The organism is Pseudoalteromonas sp. BDTF-M6, assembly GCF_018334135.1.
In the GTDB taxonomy this organism is placed as follows: domain Bacteria; phylum Pseudomonadota; class Gammaproteobacteria; order Enterobacterales; family Alteromonadaceae; genus Pseudoalteromonas.
The window spans coordinates 102160-117095 of record NZ_JAGXTQ010000007.1 but is presented as its reverse complement, the minus strand read 5'-3'; the positions used below and the strand labels follow the sequence as shown (position 1 = coordinate 117095).

Here is a 14936-nt window from a genome sequence, read left to right as displayed (position 1 = left end):
TTTTTGTTTGTACTTATTAACCTGGCTGCTGCCCTGGCAAATGTGAGTTAATCACCTCGGCCAAGCGCTCTGCGTCGTTGCTGCCAACCCGAAAGAAGGTGCCATCCTGTAATTCAATGGCTACCGCGGCAAAACCATTGGCACTGTAGACCCAGCCATCATGGGTAATACGAATGCCGATACCATGGCGAAACGAGTTGCTAACCACGGCTACGGATTTGATTTCACTGAACGCCAAGCGCTTTTTGCCGATTCCCGGACCAAAATACCACTGCACTCCCTGCTCATCGACACGCACCGTCAGGCCATGAAACAAAAAGGCACTAAGCGCCAATATTGCCGCAAACAAGAGCATAGGGCCATCGCTGCCCATCAGGTAAAATGCCATACCGACGAAGGTGCCGATCCACAGGATAATGGCCAAAATAGCCCAGGCATATTGTTTATGCTGATACATAGAAATTAAACTCTTTTAGTTAAAACTGTAGACAAAGGTGGCGCTCAATTCCGAGTCGTAGGTGCGCTTTTGCATCTCCGGTTTGGAGTTATAGCGATACAGGTAGGCAAACTTTAGCGAAAGCTGGCCCATGATTTGGCTAATCAGGGAGGTTTCCGACTTTAACCGCGAATTTAGCCCGGACAGGGATTGTTCGGCACTGATAAACTGGTTAAAGCGCGTGCGCTTAGACACCTTACGCTCCCATTGCAGGGCAAGGCGCAACAAATAACCGGTGACATCGCCATCGTTTTGCTCAACGTCCTCCTCGCCTTCAAGCTCTTCAATATCCGCTTTGGATACATAGAGCCCGGGACCAATATCGAAGTCCACGGTATTTTTCACCCCACGATACAGACGATTGCCATATCCCGTTGCCACCGTGGCCTTATAATCCAGGCCGGAGAATTCATCGTCTTCATAATCACCGTACAAGAACAAGGAGGCATTTTCATTGCCCACCTTGTAGTTGGACTGTCCTGAGATAAAAAAGCGCTGGGCGGAGATGGTTTCTTCACCGGTTTCGCTGTCGACATCGCGACGATAGAGGGAGTCAAATTTAAACTGATTCCGCCAGTGGGTGAAGTCCTGATAGACGTTGGCGCGCAGCTTAAAACTGGTCGAGTCGGTGTTACCCCTGGTGACGATAAAGCCAAACTCGGCATCGCCATAGAAGATTTCGCCCTGATGTATTTCATGGATTTCGGCATCCGTTAATTGTCCGTATTCGTGAAAGTCTTCAAACGGATCCACCGCCCAACAACTCAAACTAAAACAACCAAGGAGGGCTACCAAAAACCGCATACTAACTACTTACTCTTTCCAAATAACGTGACAAAAAGGGGCATCCTGATCTCGACTGATCAGCACCCGGGCAAAAACGATATCTTCATTTTCCAGCTCCAGACCTATGGTCACTTCGCTGTAGAATTCGGGCTCAATTTCCATCGCCACTATGCTCTGCCAGTCTTCGCTCGGTTCACTTTCTTCAATAAAACCAAGCTCTTCTCTATGAGCATTAAAGTCATCAATATCCTGTTCGCTCAAATGCTCTGGGGCGAGCTCTAAAAACACTTCATACGCGTGGTGAGTGATCTCTTCGGCGCTGAATAATCTGGGTCCGGACATGCTGGCTTCTTTGTTACTCTTGTTTGAGCCGATAATAACAAAAGTAATGGGCAATGTGCATAACCATACGACCAATAAAAAGCCGGGAAATTCCCGGCTTTTTATTATTTTTTATTCTTGGGGATTCGGGTCTACCCCGAGCTTACGTTTCACCCCCTCACGCATGTGTTGCACATAGGTGTAGAACAGGGGTACCAGCAAGGTACCGAGCACGGTGGCGGCTATCATGCCCGACATTACGGTGACACCCAGGGACACCCGACTGGCGGCACCGGCACCGGTGGCCAGCACCAGAGGCAGCACCCCAAGCACAAACGACAAGGCGGTCATCAAGACGGCACGAAAACGCTGTTCGGCGGCAATTTTGGCCGCGTCGAAAATGCTCTTTCCTGCGGCCCTTTGCTCCATGGCAAACTCAACGATAAGGATCGCGGTTTTGGTCGACATACCGATCAACAAGACAAAACCAACCTGGGCATAAATATTATTGGTCATGTCGAGCATAAAGAGCGTACTCATGGAACCGAATATCGCCAGTGGCACGGCAGCAATAACCGAAAAGGGGATGGTCCAACTTTCATACTGAGCCACCAGGAACAAGAACACAAACAGGACGGCCAAACCAAATAAGACACCGGCCACATCCCCGGCCATGATCTCCTGTCGAGTTTGCCCCGCCCAGTCAAACACGTACCCATCCGGTAACTCCGCAGAGAGCTCCTTCATCACATTGATGGCGTCGCCGGTAGAATAGCCCGGAGCGGCATTACCGGTCACACTGACACTGCGATAGAGGTTAAAGTGATTCATGCTGGTCGGCCCAAGAATGGGGCGCAAGGTGGCCACCGTGGTCAGCGGCACCATGTCCCCCTGATTATTGCGTACATAGTAGTACTGCAAGTCCTCGGGCTTGGCACGGTATTCCGCCTCGGCCTGAATATTCACCTGATAGGTACGGCCAAACTGGTTAAAGTCATTGATGTACAAGGAACCCAACTGAGCCTGCAAGGTGAGGAAAATATTGCCGAGCGTGATCCCTTGAGCCTTGGCCTTGTTGCGGTCAACCTCCAGAAAGTATTGCGGCGAATTGGCGCGGAAGGTACTGAATACGCTTTGCAGCTCGGGCCGTGAATTAGCCTCGTAAATCAAGCCATTCATCACCCCGGCCAGCTCTGCGGGGTCGCGCCCTTCGGAGTCAAGCAGGCGATATTCAAAACCGGAGCTGGCACCCAGACCCGGGATAGGTGGCACGTTAAAGACCATGGCCTGAGCATCGGGCAGCGCCCACAATTGCCCCTGCAAACGGCTAATAACTTGGTTGATTGATAATTCTGGCGTGGTGCGCTCTTCCCAGTCTTTGAGCACCACAATGCCCAAGGCGTTATTGGAGCCAGCACCACCCAGCAATGAGAAGCCCGATACGCCAACAAAGTCTTCGGTTGCCGGATCTTGCGCTATGATGTCACCTATTTTTTGCACCACAGCGTCGGTACGCCCTAAGGCCGCCGCATCCGGTAGCTGAATATCGACAAACACGAAACCTTGGTCTTCCGGTGGCACAAAACCCGTGGGTACATTTTTAGCCAACCAGCCGGTGGCCACAAACAGCACTACAACGATAATGCCGATACGACCGGCACGCTTAAGTAGGAAGCCGACGATACCCGTGTAGCCCTTGGTGGAGCTGGTGATCACATTTTCAAACGGGCGTAGCCATTTTATCGGTTTCATCTTCTCGGCGCTGAGCAACAAGGTACACAGGGCTGGGCTCAGGGTCAGCGCGTTTACCGATGAAATCAAAACCGCAAAGGAGATGGTTACCGAAAACTGCTTGTACAACTCACCGGTGATCCCCGGCATAAAGCCAACGGGCACAAATACCGCCAGCAGCACCAAGGTGGTGGCGATAATTGGCCCGCCCACCTGAGACATAGCCTTATAAACGGCGTCCTTAATCGGCAGCTTCTCTTCGCGCAATATACGTTCAACGTTTTCGATCACGATAATGGCGTCATCCACCACGATACCTATGGCCAGCACCAGGCCAAACAGGGTGATCAGGTTGATGGAAAAGCCCATGGCCAGCATGGCGGCAAAGGTGCCGATCAATGACACCGGAATGGCCACGGTCGGAACCAGGGTTGCTCGCCAGTTCTGCAAGAACAAGAAAACCACTAAGATTACCAGACCCACCGCTTGATACAGGGTGATCTTTACTTCTTCAATGGAGCGGTTGATAAACTTGGTGGTGTCATAGGGAATCTTATATTCGAGCCCCTCTGGAAACTGCTTTGACAGGTCCTTCATCAGCGCCTTCACCTTTTCTGCCACTTCCGTCGCATTGGCTTCATTCAGCTGATAAATAACGATAAAGCCGGTGTCTTTTTGGTTCAGCTTGGCGCTGCCGGCATAGCTTTGTGCACCGCGCTCTATGCGGGCGATATCATTTAAACGGACAAAATCACCATCCAGGTTGGAGCGAATAATGGTTTCGCCGAACTCCTTCGGCGTGACGAATCGCCCCTGTGCTTGAATGGCATATTCAAACTGTTGATTAGGCAGTGACGGCGAGGCGCCTAACTTACCGGCGGCAACCAGGGTGTTTTGTTCCTGAAGGGCGTTTTGCACCTCCACTACGGTCACCCCTAACGAGGCCATTTTATCCGGCTTTAACCAGATACGCATGGAGTAAGTCATATCCCCCATTACATCGGCCGAGGCTACGCCGGGAATACGGCTCAGAGGCTCGGTCAAATAGTTGGTGGCATAATTACTTAAAAAACTCGAGTCCATATCCGGGTTTTCTGAGTATAAACTCACACCCATCAACATGTTGCTCGACATTTTTTTCACCGATACGCCCTGGCGACGCACTTCCTGCGGCAAGAAGGGCTCGGCTAACGAAACCCGGTTTTGTACATTCACCTGGGCCATGTCGGTATCCGTGCCCACGTTGAAGTACACTGTAATGGTGGCCGAGCCATTGTTACTGGAGGTGGACTCGATATACATCATACCTTCGACGCCATTGATTTTTTCTTCAATGGGGCGAATAACGGTTTCTTCTATGGTTTGAGCACTGGCCCCCGGATAAATGGCGGTAACCTGAACCTGAGGCGGAGTAATTTGCGGGTACATGTTAACCGGCAACTGAGTCATCGCAATTAGCCCCGCGAGGGTGATCACAATGGAGATCACCAAGGCCAATTTCGGTCTATAAATAAACGTCTTACTGATCATTGGAGACTCTCTTATTGTTTGTCGCTAAGGGTGCCGGTTTTTTTATCGATCTGCTTTTCTACCGGCTGCACGGTAATACCTGAACGCACTTTTTGTAAGCCTTCGACTATCACTCGCTCTCCTTGCTCAAGCCCCGAGTCAACAACCCACATGGCATCGATGCGACGGCCTAATTTCACCAAGCGCTGCGCCACCGTGTTGTCGTCTTTTACCACCAGCACAAAATTACCCTGCTGATTTACCTGCACCGCAGCTTGCGGTACCAAGGCCTGCTTTTGCTTCTCTTTACTTTCGACAATCAGGGTCACAAACAACCCTGGCATCACTATGCCGTCCGGGTTATCAAACTTGGCACGCAGTTCCACCGTGCCCGTGCTGCGATCAATTTTGGTGTCGGCAAAGTCGAGCTCACCGTTTTGAGCAAAATCCGTGTTGTTTGGTAAGCGCAGAGCCAAGTCTAATTGCACCTTATTGGGGTCGGCGTTCTTTTGCTGTTGCTGTTGTTGATAGGTAATGTAATCCGCTTCTTCAACCTGGAAGTTGACGTAGATAGGATCGATATCGGTCAACTCGGCCAACGAGCCGGAGTTAGGGCCAACAATATTACCAACATCGTAATTCACCTTCCCGATCATGCCGCTAAAAGGAGCATGAATTTCGGTATAGCCAAGGTTTAACCTGGCCTTTTCCAATCCGGCTTCACTGGCTTTAACCGCCGCTAGAGCCTGATTATAGTTGGTTTCTAGCTTGTCTAAGTCAGCAGCGGAGATAAAGCCGTCAGCGGCAATTTCACGACCGCGCTTTAGGTCGCGCTCTGCCCTGTCGGCAATGGCCTTATTGCTGCGCAAGGTGGCCTCAAGTTCGCTGACGCTGGCGCGGTATTCGGAAGGGTCGATCTTTAGCAGCAACTGCCCTTTTTCAACTTGAGAGCCCTCAATAAAGGTGCGTTCAATCAGCTCCCCAGACACCCGAGCCTGAATATTGGCTTCCTGAAATGCCTCGGTGCGAGCCACAAATTCACGGTATTGACCAATTTCTTCTACTTGAACATCATAGACCGATACTGCAGGAGCAGGGGCGTTCTGATTGGCGACGGGTTTTTCTGAGCACCCTTGAACCATTGTTAACGTAGCGCCCGTAAGCGCCACGGCTAAGATCTTCTTTGTAAATGAACTTTTATTCGAAGGTACGCCGAGCATACTCCCTCTCCTTGATAGCTAATAATGATAAGCGCGCAATTAATCCCCGCGGAGATTACATCAAGTCGACCTCAATAGCGCTTCTCAGTTCTTTGAAAATATAGACTAATTTGTGACTTACTGTATTTATCCTTAGATTATATAAATACCATGTAAACAAACTTATTGTTGAACAAATTACATACTATCAATGGAGTTACATAACAAAATGACAGGGCTAGCCCTTTGCGTTACATTGCTAGTGGTCAGAGGAGATAATAATGATAACGCTCAGCTTTAAAGAACACATAGCCCATGTCACCCTATCGCGTCCGCAAAAGCGTAATGCCCTGAATTATGAAATGTTTAAGCAGCTTGATAAGGTCATCAAGACGATTAAAAAACGCCGGGATATACGCGCTGTGATCCTTGATGCCCAAGGCCAGGATTTTTGCAGCGGCCTGGATGTTAAAGGCGTGATGGCCAAGCCACGTCAGGTACTGTCGTTACTGTTTAAATGGCTGCCGGGCAATCAGAACCTGGCACAGCGCGTGACCTTAGGCTGGCAAGAATTAAATGTGCCTGTAATAGCCCTGACGCAAGGGCGCTGTTGGGGCGGCGGCATGCAAATAGCTCTGGGCGCCGACTTTCGCCTAGCCACCAAAGACGCCAGTTTTGCCATTATGGAGGCGCGCTGGGGCTTATGTCCGGACATGGGCGCCAGCCTGATTATTCCCAGCCTGCTTAAAGCCGACGACTATCAACGTCTGGCACTGACGGCTCAGCCTATTGAAGCCAGTGAAGCACTGGAACTTGGGCTTATCTCAGCCATAGAAGAAAACCCTATGGCAGCGGCGCAGCAACTGATTGCCGATATTAGTGAACGCTCTCCCGATGCCATGGCCGCCATTAAGCGCCTGACCACCAGCGCCTATCGCCAAGGTCATCGTCGCCAATTAGCGAAAGAAACCTGGTCGCAGATCCGCCTACTTATGTGCAAAAATACCCGCATCGCCATTAAAAATGCCAGCAGTGATAAACAATATGACTATCAACATCGCCGCTCTTGGTAAACATGCTAAGTTGGCCCTGCGCCTCCTGGTAAGCTGGGCCATCTTAAGTAGTTTTCTTGTTACAGCACACTTAATAAGCGACTACTTTGCTTTTTCCTTTCCAGCGCCGCTCAGTGCCATGTTAGCGCTGTTTTTAGCCCTGCAGCTTGGGCTATTAAAATTGCATTGGTTGCAGCCTGGCACACAACCCTTGCTCAATTTTATGCCGCTTTTTTTCGTCCCCGCCGCCGCCAAGGTGGTAGAACATAGCCCGCTTATCGCCGAGCACTGGTTGGTACTCTTGCTTTGTTTGTTTTTGGTGCCGGCATTGGGCTTAATCAGCATAGGCTTTTTAATGCAATGGCTAAGGGGCACGTCATGATGTGGTTGGCGCTACCTTTGACCATTATCGCTTTTCTGTGTTTGCGTCAGCTCCACGCTAAAGTGAACTCACCGCTGTTAAACCCGGTATTGTGGACCATAATTGCGTCCGTTTTATGCCTGGTGCTGTTTGATCTTGATCTGCCCAGCTACAGCCGTGCCACGTCTCCCTTTAATTACCTCTTGGAGCTGGCCGTAGTAGCACTGGCGGTGCCCTTGTATAAACAAATACATCAGCTTAAAAAGCAACTGCTGCTGATCCTTATCGCCGTAGCCGTGGGAGTTATTATGGCCACCAGCAGTGCCTATGTTATTGCCACCGTGCTCGATGTCCCACAGCAGCTAAAGGCATCTTTAGCCAGTCTCTCAGTTACCACTCCCATCACCCTGTTGGTAACCGAACAACTGGGCGGTATTGGTAGCATTGCCGCCTCTATGGTGATCCTTATTGGTGTGGTCGGTGCCATTGTCGGTTTTAGCCTGTTACGCCTGTTTGGCATTAAAGATCGCAGTGCCCAAGGCCTGGCCTTAGGCGGCGCCTGTCATGCCATAGGCACAGCTACCGCCATCGCCGATAACGAATTAAGCGCCGCCTACGCCTCGGCGGCCATGGCATTAAGCGCCATACTCACACCACTGCTGGTTCCGCTTTACTACCCTTGGCTAGTGCACTGGCTGGGATAAGCTACAGCCCCCTTAGCTCTCCTGCTTACCTTGCTTTCTCACTAGCAAGGTAAGTGCTTACTTACACCTGTGGCAAATATGCTTTACTGTGTCTGCTGGCGATATCGACCGCAGAGCTTCTTTCATTGCTGCTTTTTTATTACACTAAAACCCGAGCAAGGAGTGCCTCTGCGTGCTGTGCTTGTTATTTTTTACGTAATTTTATGGGAATCAAAAATGAAAACTAAGCTCCCGCTACTTAGCTTAATAGCCGCGGCAACCCTTAGCGCCTGTAGCTCAACCGATAATGCTCTGTATTTCGAACGCGCACAGCTAGAACAAGACATTAGCTATCTTGCCAGTGACGATCTCAAAGGCCGCAAAACCTTCTCTGCGGAAATAGACGTTGCCGCCGATTACATAGCCCAGCGCTTTACCAGCATAGGCCTGCAACCTATGCCCGGTGCAGAAGGCTTTAAGCAGCAATTTGATTTGCACTCGGTGACGCCCAAGTCGGTGTCAGTCAGTTTGAATAACCAAGCGGTTACAACTGAAAGCCTAGCCGTTGTTTCCCAATCTGATGGCTTCGCGTGGCAACAGGCAGATGAGCTGGTTATTACCCAGATCTCCGCCGATGCCGATCTTCGCGAACAGCTACGCAAATTAAACCAACAGGGTGGCAATCACCTGGTTCTTGTTGATAAGGCCCACGAAGAGCTTTTCACTCGTTATCAAAACTATTTTAATAATGGCCTGACTAAGCTGGAGCTTAAAGATCAAGGTGCTATGGTCTTGGTGCTGGGTTACGAAGGCGAAGTAAAAGACCTGGACGTTAAAGTCGTCAATGAGGTTAAAACGCAGCAGCTCACCAATGTTATCGGCATTCTTCCCGGCAAGAAAGAAGATGCCGACGTGGTGCTCTTTAGTGCCCACTATGATCACCTGGGTGAAAGCAAAAAAGATCAACATGGTCATCAGCAAGAAGAAGGTGAGGAGCAGGACAGCATTTATAACGGTGCCAATGATAATGCCTCGGGAACCGGTGCCATGTTAAACCTGGCTCAGCATTATGCCCGTCATGGCGATAACGAACGCACCCTGATGTTTGCTGCCTTCACCGCTGAAGAGATGGGTTTGATCGGCTCTAAGCACTTTGCCACCACGCAAAACCCGGATGCCATCGCCGCCATGATCAACATCGAAATGATCGGCAAACCCTCTCCATTTGGCAGCGGTAACCTGTGGATGACGGGAGCCGATAAGTCTGATTTACAGGCGGTGCTTAACCAGAGTCTGCCGCTGGAGAATCATATTCAGGCCAACCCCTACCCTAAGCTGAATTTATTTTACCGCTCTGACAATGCCTCTTTAGCCGGGATGGGCGTACCCGCACATAGCTTTAGTTCAACAGATATGGCTAATAACGACCACTACCATACCCCGAAAGACGAACTGGCAAACCTGGACTTTGAGTCTATTTATAAGTCGGTAACTCTATTGGCAATGGCGAGCGAGCCACTGGTGAGTGCGAAAGCCACACCTTCACGAGTCGCCCCGTTGAAAGATAATGCCGAAGGTAAAATTTACTGATCTTAAGTAGTGAATTAGTTATAAGGCGGCCTCTGGGTCGCCTTTTTTATATCCATAAAATTATTTCAGGTAATGAAAAGCGTGAGATTGCGCCTGAGCCACTAAATTTCAGGCAATAAAAACCCCGACCATTGCTGATCAGGGTTTGTTTATTAGTGGTGCCCAGAGGCGGATAAAATTGTCGGGAACAATTTAGACAGCGACGGCTGGCCGCTTATCCTTGGATAAGCGGTGAACTACAGGGAGGTAGTTCACCATCGAACCACCGACAATAAAGAGCGTGAGATTGCGCCTAAGCCACTAAATTTCAGGCAATAAAAAACCCCGACCATTGCTGATCAGGGTTTGTTTATTAGTGGTGCCCAGAGGCGGAATCGAACCACCGACACGGGGATTTTCAATCCCCTGCTCTACCGACTGAGCTATCTGGGCAAAATACTTTGCTCTGCTTCTAATTCATCCATGAAGCGAGGTCCTGTCGTCATCCTGACTCCACCTCAACGAACTTCGAAGCTGTGCTTCGGTTTCGTCTCGCCCAACTGAGCTATCTGGGCAATAAAAATGGTGCTGTTCAGCACCACATTTAATAATGGTGCCCAGAGGCGGAATCGAACCACCGACACGGGGATTTTCAATCCCCTGCTCTACCGACTGAGCTATCTGGGCAAGAATTTGTTTCTTGTGCTCTAAATTCATCCTTGAAACGAGGTCCTGTCGTCATCCTGACTCCACCTCAACGAACTGCGAAGCCATGCTTCGGTTTCGTTTCGCCCAACTGAGCTATCTGGGCAAATATAAATGGTGCCTGCTGCCGGAGTCGAACTGGCGACCTACTGATTACAAGTCAGTTGCTCTACCAACTGAGCTAAGCAGGCACACAAAAGTGTGCGTATTCCCGATTTAATCAAGAACACCAAAAATGGTGCCCAGAGGCGGAATCGAACCACCGACACGGGGATTTTCAATCCCCTGCTCTACCGACTGAGCTATCTGGGCGTGCGGCGTATTAAACGGTTTTTAGGGTACCAAGTCAACCATTTTTTAAAATAAACAATTCGTTTGCACACAAATCATGCAAACTGGGATTTATTGCCGAAAATCCCAGCAAATCGCTTATTTTTCAGGTGGTCTGTAGCCTTCAATTTCGACTTCTTTACCTTCGAAAAGGAAGCCAACCATCTGCTCTTCTAGGAAAGTACGATGTTCAGGATCCATCATATTAAGATGCTTCTCGTTAATCAGCATGGTCTGCTTTTGTTGCCACTGTGACCAGGCTTCTTTTGAAATGTTATTAAAGATTTTCTCACCCACTTCACCTGGGTATAGCTGATAATCTAGCCCCGGGGCTTCTTTTTGCAATTTTTGGCAAAATACTGTGCGTGCCATATTTATCCTCTACCTACGCAGCTGTTTATATTGAACCTAGTTTACCCTAATGCAGAAGTGCTCGCATCTGCCAAGTGACGCTTTAGTTGTTTCAATAACTTCTTCGTCGGGGCTGCGAGACCAACCGGAGGCTCGTTAATTAGGTCATACTCCAGTAATCCACCTTCTGCCAAGCCTGCCGGAGCCTTATCCAGTAGCACTATCATGGGGCTAATACTAAGCTGGAAATGGGAGAAAATATGGGTAAACGGCTCAAGCTCATGTACCTTACCCTGCCACCCCTGCTGGGCCACATGCTGTTGCGCCTGCTCCTGGTCGGCAAACTCTAAAAAACAATGCAAGCCACCCCAGATCCCGCTACTGGGTCTCTTCTCCATATAGGTGTGTCCGTCAATAACGGGGATCAACATGGTGCAGCTTTTTTTCGGCACCTGTTTTTTTGGCTTAGAATGTGGAAATTCACCCACCTTATTGTGTTTAAAAGCCAAACAGCGGCTGTTTAACGGACAGGGGTCACAATCAAACTTGCTGCGTGAACATAGACTTGACCCCAAGTCCATCATGGCCTGATTAAACTGGGTCACGCCGTTTTTAGGGGTAAGCTGTTCACTAAGCTGCCATAGCTGATTTTCAACCTTTTTAACCCCATACCAGCCTTCAACCATAAAACAACGGGCCAGCACACGTTTAACGTTGCCGTCCAAAATGGGATGATGCTCCCCGCGCGATAAGCTTAAAATGGCTCCGGCGGTGGAACGGCCAATACCCGGTAGCGCCATTACCTGCTCCAAGGTTTGTGGAAACTCACCCTGATGCTCGGCGCATATAAGCTTTGCGGTTTTATGTAGGTTTCTTGCCCGCGCGTAATAGCCCAGACCGGTCCAATAATGCAGTACCTCATCCTCATCGGCCTCGGCCAAGTCTTCTATGGTGGCGAAGCGCGCCATAAAACGATTAAAGTAGGGGATCACCGTCGCTACCTGGGTTTGTTGTAGCATAATCTCCGAAACCCAAACCTTGTAAGGCGTTTTTGCTAATTGCCAAGGTAAGGTTTTACGCCCATATAAGTCGTACCAATCGACAATTTGCTCGGCGAACCAGGTTCGCATTTCTTGAGATAATTCCACTACATTACTCTTTGCTTTTTTAAATTGCGCCCAGTCTATAATTGTGTCGATAAATATCAATAGCCACCGACTTGTACTTAAGCACGCAAGTGGGGATAATACGCACCCATTTTCATTAGGACAGCCACTATCATGAGTGAATCAACACAACAGGCTCTTGCGCAAGCCGAGCGCGAAGGCAAATATATTCGCAAGGTGCGTAGCTTTGTAAAACGTGAAGGCCGCTTAACCAAAGGTCAGGCAGCGTCATTAGAAAAGTGTTGGCCAAGCATGGGCCTGGAACATAAAGACGGTCTGCTTGATTTCACCAAGGTATTTGGCAACGACAACGATGTGGTGCTGGAAATCGGTTTTGGCATGGGTAAGTCACTGGTCGAAATGGCCAAGAACGACCCAAACAGTAACTTTATTGGCATTGAAGTACACCGCCCGGGTGTGGGTGCCTGCTTAATGGATGCCGATGCCGAGGGTGTGACTAATCTACGCGTATTTGAACACGATGCCGTTGAAGTATTGGCAGACTGTATTGCCGACGGCTCACTGGCCAAGGTACAGCTATTCTTCCCCGATCCATGGCATAAAAAGCGCCATCACAAGCGCCGCATTGTTCAGCCGGAGTTTGTCGAGAGCCTGCGCAGTAAATTAAAAATCGGCGGTGTTTTCCATATGGCCACCGACTGGGAAAACTATGCCGAGCATATGCTTGAAGTTATGCAGGCAAGCGAGAACTATGCTAATCAGTCGCCAACCAATGACTATGTGCCACGTCCCGATTCTCGTCCGCTTACCAAGTTTGAGCAGCGCGGTCACCGTCTGGGTCACGGCGTATGGGACCTTATGTTCGAGCGCGTGAAATAAGATGCAGTTGAGTAATCCATCGCAGCTGTTGCTGCGCAGTGATGAGCTATTGAGTGCCGACTCAATTTTAGTGGTTAACTTTAACTGCGATGGTTTCGCTCACCAATTGCGGGCCCTTAACCCGCAAGGGAATATTTACCTATTCAGTTACAATTTTGCCGACGGCCAGTTTGCAAAAAATCAACTGAGCGGCGCCAATATCACTACCTTGGTCTCCCACCAGTTACCAGAGCAAAAATTTGATCTGGTGATCTACTACTATCCTAAGGCCAAGGCCGAAGCCCTGATGACCTTGGATAATATTCGCGCCAGCATCAACGCCGATGCGCGGCTACTGGTCGTAGGTGAGAAAAAGGGCGGCGTTAAGTCAATTGAAAAACAGCTTAAAGGCCTTGCTCAGGGTCATAAGGTCGACTCGGCGAAACATTGCCAGTTGTATCAGTACACGGATATCGAACTGTTAGCCGAGTTTGACATTAGCCGCTACCACAAAACCTTTACGCTAACGCACGATATCGCCGGGCAAAACATAGAGTGTGACATCGTTAGCCTGCCTGGGGTCTTTAACCATGGTCAACTGGATGATGGCACCGCCTTGCTGTTAGACAGTCTGCCCGGCTACCCTAAAGCGAAAAGCCTACTGGACTTTGGCTGTGGCGCCGGCATTATTGCCAGCTTCTGCGCCAAGCGAAACCCCAAGGTGAAAGTTACCGGATTAGACGTTAGCGCCCTGGCGGGATATGCCACGGCACAAACCTTTGCCGCCAATAATATTGATGGCTCGGTCCTACTCAGCGATGGTTTAAGCGAAGTAGATCAACGCTTTGACTTAATCATCAGTAATCCGCCGTTTCATACCGGCTTAAAAACCGATTATAAAATTACCGAGCGCTTCTTTGCTTGTGCCAAGGATCACTTAAACCGAGGTGGCGAGCTAACCCTGGTGGCCAATAGCTTCTTGGCCTACCCGGAGCAACTACAAGCGCACTTTAAGCATCATGTTACCTTGGCCAAAACCAAGCGTTTTGCCGTATATCAAAACCGCTAAAGCGCTTGCGCCCTGTTTAGCCTAGGCAAATCAGGGCGTTTTCGTATTCGCCTCCCTAGAGTGCAGCCCAGCTTCAATTCCCGGCCATCGGCCAGCAATAAATGCAGCTCTCCTCGGCGCACCAGATACACACCATTTTGTTGAAAGCGCCGTAGATAACGCCACGCCAATTTTGGATGACAGTATACAAACACACTGGCCTCCCGGTATTGCATTTGCTTATCGCCACCAAAACCCTTGGTATAACGAAAGTGCCTAATCGCATCAATCAGCAAGCCGTGTCGACAGCGGTTTTTACGTATTCCTACTTTCCGCCCGTAAGGGTTAAAGGCGGTAATGACGCAGCCGCTCGCCGCTTTAGGCAGCGGCTGCGCAAACACAAAGCGGGCTCCTTTATAATCATCTAGATAGACATCAAGCAACGACGGGGCGATACCCTTTTTCTCTGGGGTTAACATCTGGTTCTTCCTACCTCGCTTCGTTTGTCGCTTACAATTTAACCATAGTATTGATAATGCTCACACGGCGGCAGCATCGATGTTTTTTTGTTTAACTAAATGCAACAAAAGCCGAATAATTCGTAAAAAAACGTTATCAAGCGTAAAAAACACAGTAAAAGTATAAAAATAAAGGAACTTTTTTACAGAACAGTCATCCCATGCTTTGAAGGTAAAAAAGAGAATGATATACTATCTCCTTGGCTCAAAATTCGCCCTTGAATTTATTATTTATTAAAGGTCGAATTTGAGCATCTTACCCTAAACCAAGCAAAGACTTGGTGAACAAAGG

General features: G+C 49.3%; 14 protein-coding genes and 4 tRNA genes. 6 read left to right on the top strand and 12 right to left on the bottom strand.

Annotated features, from left to right (window positions below; genetic code table 11):
• Positions 1–16 precede the first annotated feature (16 nt).
• The 5 genes from KD147_RS15160 to KD147_RS15140 all read right to left on the bottom strand — a co-directional run bounded on the left by KD147_RS15160 (position 17) and on the right by KD147_RS15140 (position 6063).
• On the bottom strand, positions 17–457 hold the full coding sequence (locus tag KD147_RS15160) for a hypothetical protein (RefSeq protein WP_212548385.1): 441 nt from the start codon (positions 455–457) through the stop codon (positions 17–19).
• Positions 458–472: 15 nt separating this feature from the next.
• Positions 473–1300 (bottom strand): DUF481 domain-containing protein, encoded by an 828-nt coding sequence (locus KD147_RS15155; protein ID WP_212548384.1) that lies wholly within the window; start codon positions 1298–1300, stop codon positions 473–475.
• Between the two features lie 9 nt (positions 1301–1309).
• The gene (locus tag KD147_RS15150) at positions 1310–1624 is read right to left on the bottom strand and encodes an HI1450 family dsDNA-mimic protein (RefSeq protein ID WP_105255189.1); all 315 of its coding nucleotides are present in this window, start codon (positions 1622–1624) and stop codon (positions 1310–1312) included.
• A gap of 111 nt (positions 1625–1735) precedes the next feature.
• Positions 1736–4864 carry an efflux RND transporter permease subunit gene (locus KD147_RS15145; protein ID WP_212548383.1) on the bottom strand — a complete coding sequence of 1043 codons (3129 nt, stop codon included), beginning with the start codon at positions 4862–4864 and terminating at the stop codon, positions 1736–1738.
• An 11-nt stretch (positions 4865–4875) separates the two neighbouring features.
• Complete coding sequence (locus KD147_RS15140; protein ID WP_212548382.1) at positions 4876–6063, bottom strand: efflux RND transporter periplasmic adaptor subunit; 1188 nt, start codon at positions 6061–6063, stop codon at positions 4876–4878.
• Between the two features lie 260 nt (positions 6064–6323).
• Between KD147_RS15140 and KD147_RS15135 the strand changes: the two genes are divergently transcribed.
• The 4 genes from KD147_RS15135 to KD147_RS15120 all read left to right on the top strand — a co-directional run bounded on the left by KD147_RS15135 (position 6324) and on the right by KD147_RS15120 (position 9728).
• Positions 6324–7115, top strand: a complete 792-nt coding sequence (locus KD147_RS15135) for a crotonase/enoyl-CoA hydratase family protein (protein ID WP_105254886.1) — start codon at positions 6324–6326, stop codon at positions 7113–7115.
• A complete protein-coding gene (locus tag KD147_RS15130; RefSeq protein ID WP_212548381.1) occupies positions 7087–7476 on the top strand; it encodes a CidA/LrgA family protein in 390 nt (129 codons plus the stop codon). The genes KD147_RS15135 and KD147_RS15130 overlap by 29 nt, the downstream gene beginning before the upstream one ends.
• Positions 7473–8159 carry an LrgB family protein gene (locus tag KD147_RS15125; RefSeq protein WP_105254884.1) on the top strand — a complete coding sequence of 229 codons (687 nt, stop codon included), beginning with the start codon at positions 7473–7475 and terminating at the stop codon, positions 8157–8159. Before KD147_RS15130 ends, KD147_RS15125 begins: the two co-directional genes overlap by 4 nt.
• A 216-nt stretch (positions 8160–8375) precedes the next feature.
• Complete coding sequence (locus tag KD147_RS15120; RefSeq protein ID WP_212548379.1) at positions 8376–9728, top strand: M28 family metallopeptidase; 1353 nt, start codon at positions 8376–8378, stop codon at positions 9726–9728.
• A 356-nt stretch (positions 9729–10084) separates the two neighbouring features.
• Here KD147_RS15120 and KD147_RS15115 read toward each other — a convergent pair.
• From KD147_RS15115 to mutY, 6 genes are all read right to left on the bottom strand, one after another.
• Positions 10085–10160, bottom strand: a tRNA-Phe gene (locus KD147_RS15115).
• A gap of 158 nt (positions 10161–10318) precedes the next feature.
• Positions 10319–10394 (bottom strand) — tRNA-Phe (locus KD147_RS15110).
• 133 nt (positions 10395–10527) lie between these two features.
• Positions 10528–10603, bottom strand: a tRNA-Thr gene (locus KD147_RS15105).
• Between the two features lie 45 nt (positions 10604–10648).
• A tRNA-Phe gene (locus KD147_RS15100) sits at positions 10649–10724 on the bottom strand.
• A gap of 117 nt (positions 10725–10841) precedes the next feature.
• Complete coding sequence (locus KD147_RS15095) at positions 10842–11114, bottom strand: oxidative damage protection protein (RefSeq protein WP_105190593.1); 273 nt, start codon at positions 11112–11114, stop codon at positions 10842–10844.
• 41 nt (positions 11115–11155) lie between these two features.
• Positions 11156–12223 (bottom strand): A/G-specific adenine glycosylase, encoded by a 1068-nt coding sequence (gene mutY / locus KD147_RS15090; protein WP_212548413.1) that lies wholly within the window; start codon positions 12221–12223, stop codon positions 11156–11158.
• A gap of 150 nt (positions 12224–12373) precedes the next feature.
• Here mutY and trmB point away from each other — a divergent pair, with 150 nt between their 5' ends.
• Together trmB and KD147_RS15080 are read left to right on the top strand one after the other, a co-directional pair.
• Complete coding sequence (trmB, locus tag KD147_RS15085) at positions 12374–13099, top strand: tRNA (guanosine(46)-N7)-methyltransferase TrmB (RefSeq protein WP_105254882.1); 726 nt, start codon at positions 12374–12376, stop codon at positions 13097–13099.
• Between the two features lies 1 nt (position 13100).
• The gene (locus tag KD147_RS15080) at positions 13101–14147 is read left to right on the top strand and encodes a methyltransferase (RefSeq protein WP_212548378.1); all 1047 of its coding nucleotides are present in this window, start codon (positions 13101–13103) and stop codon (positions 14145–14147) included.
• Here KD147_RS15080 and KD147_RS15075 read toward each other — a convergent pair.
• Positions 14144–14605 carry a DUF3293 domain-containing protein gene (locus KD147_RS15075; protein WP_212548377.1) on the bottom strand — a complete coding sequence of 154 codons (462 nt, stop codon included), beginning with the start codon at positions 14603–14605 and terminating at the stop codon, positions 14144–14146. The two genes, KD147_RS15080 and KD147_RS15075, sit on opposite strands and share 4 nt — an antisense overlap.
• Positions 14606–14936 lie beyond the last annotated feature (331 nt).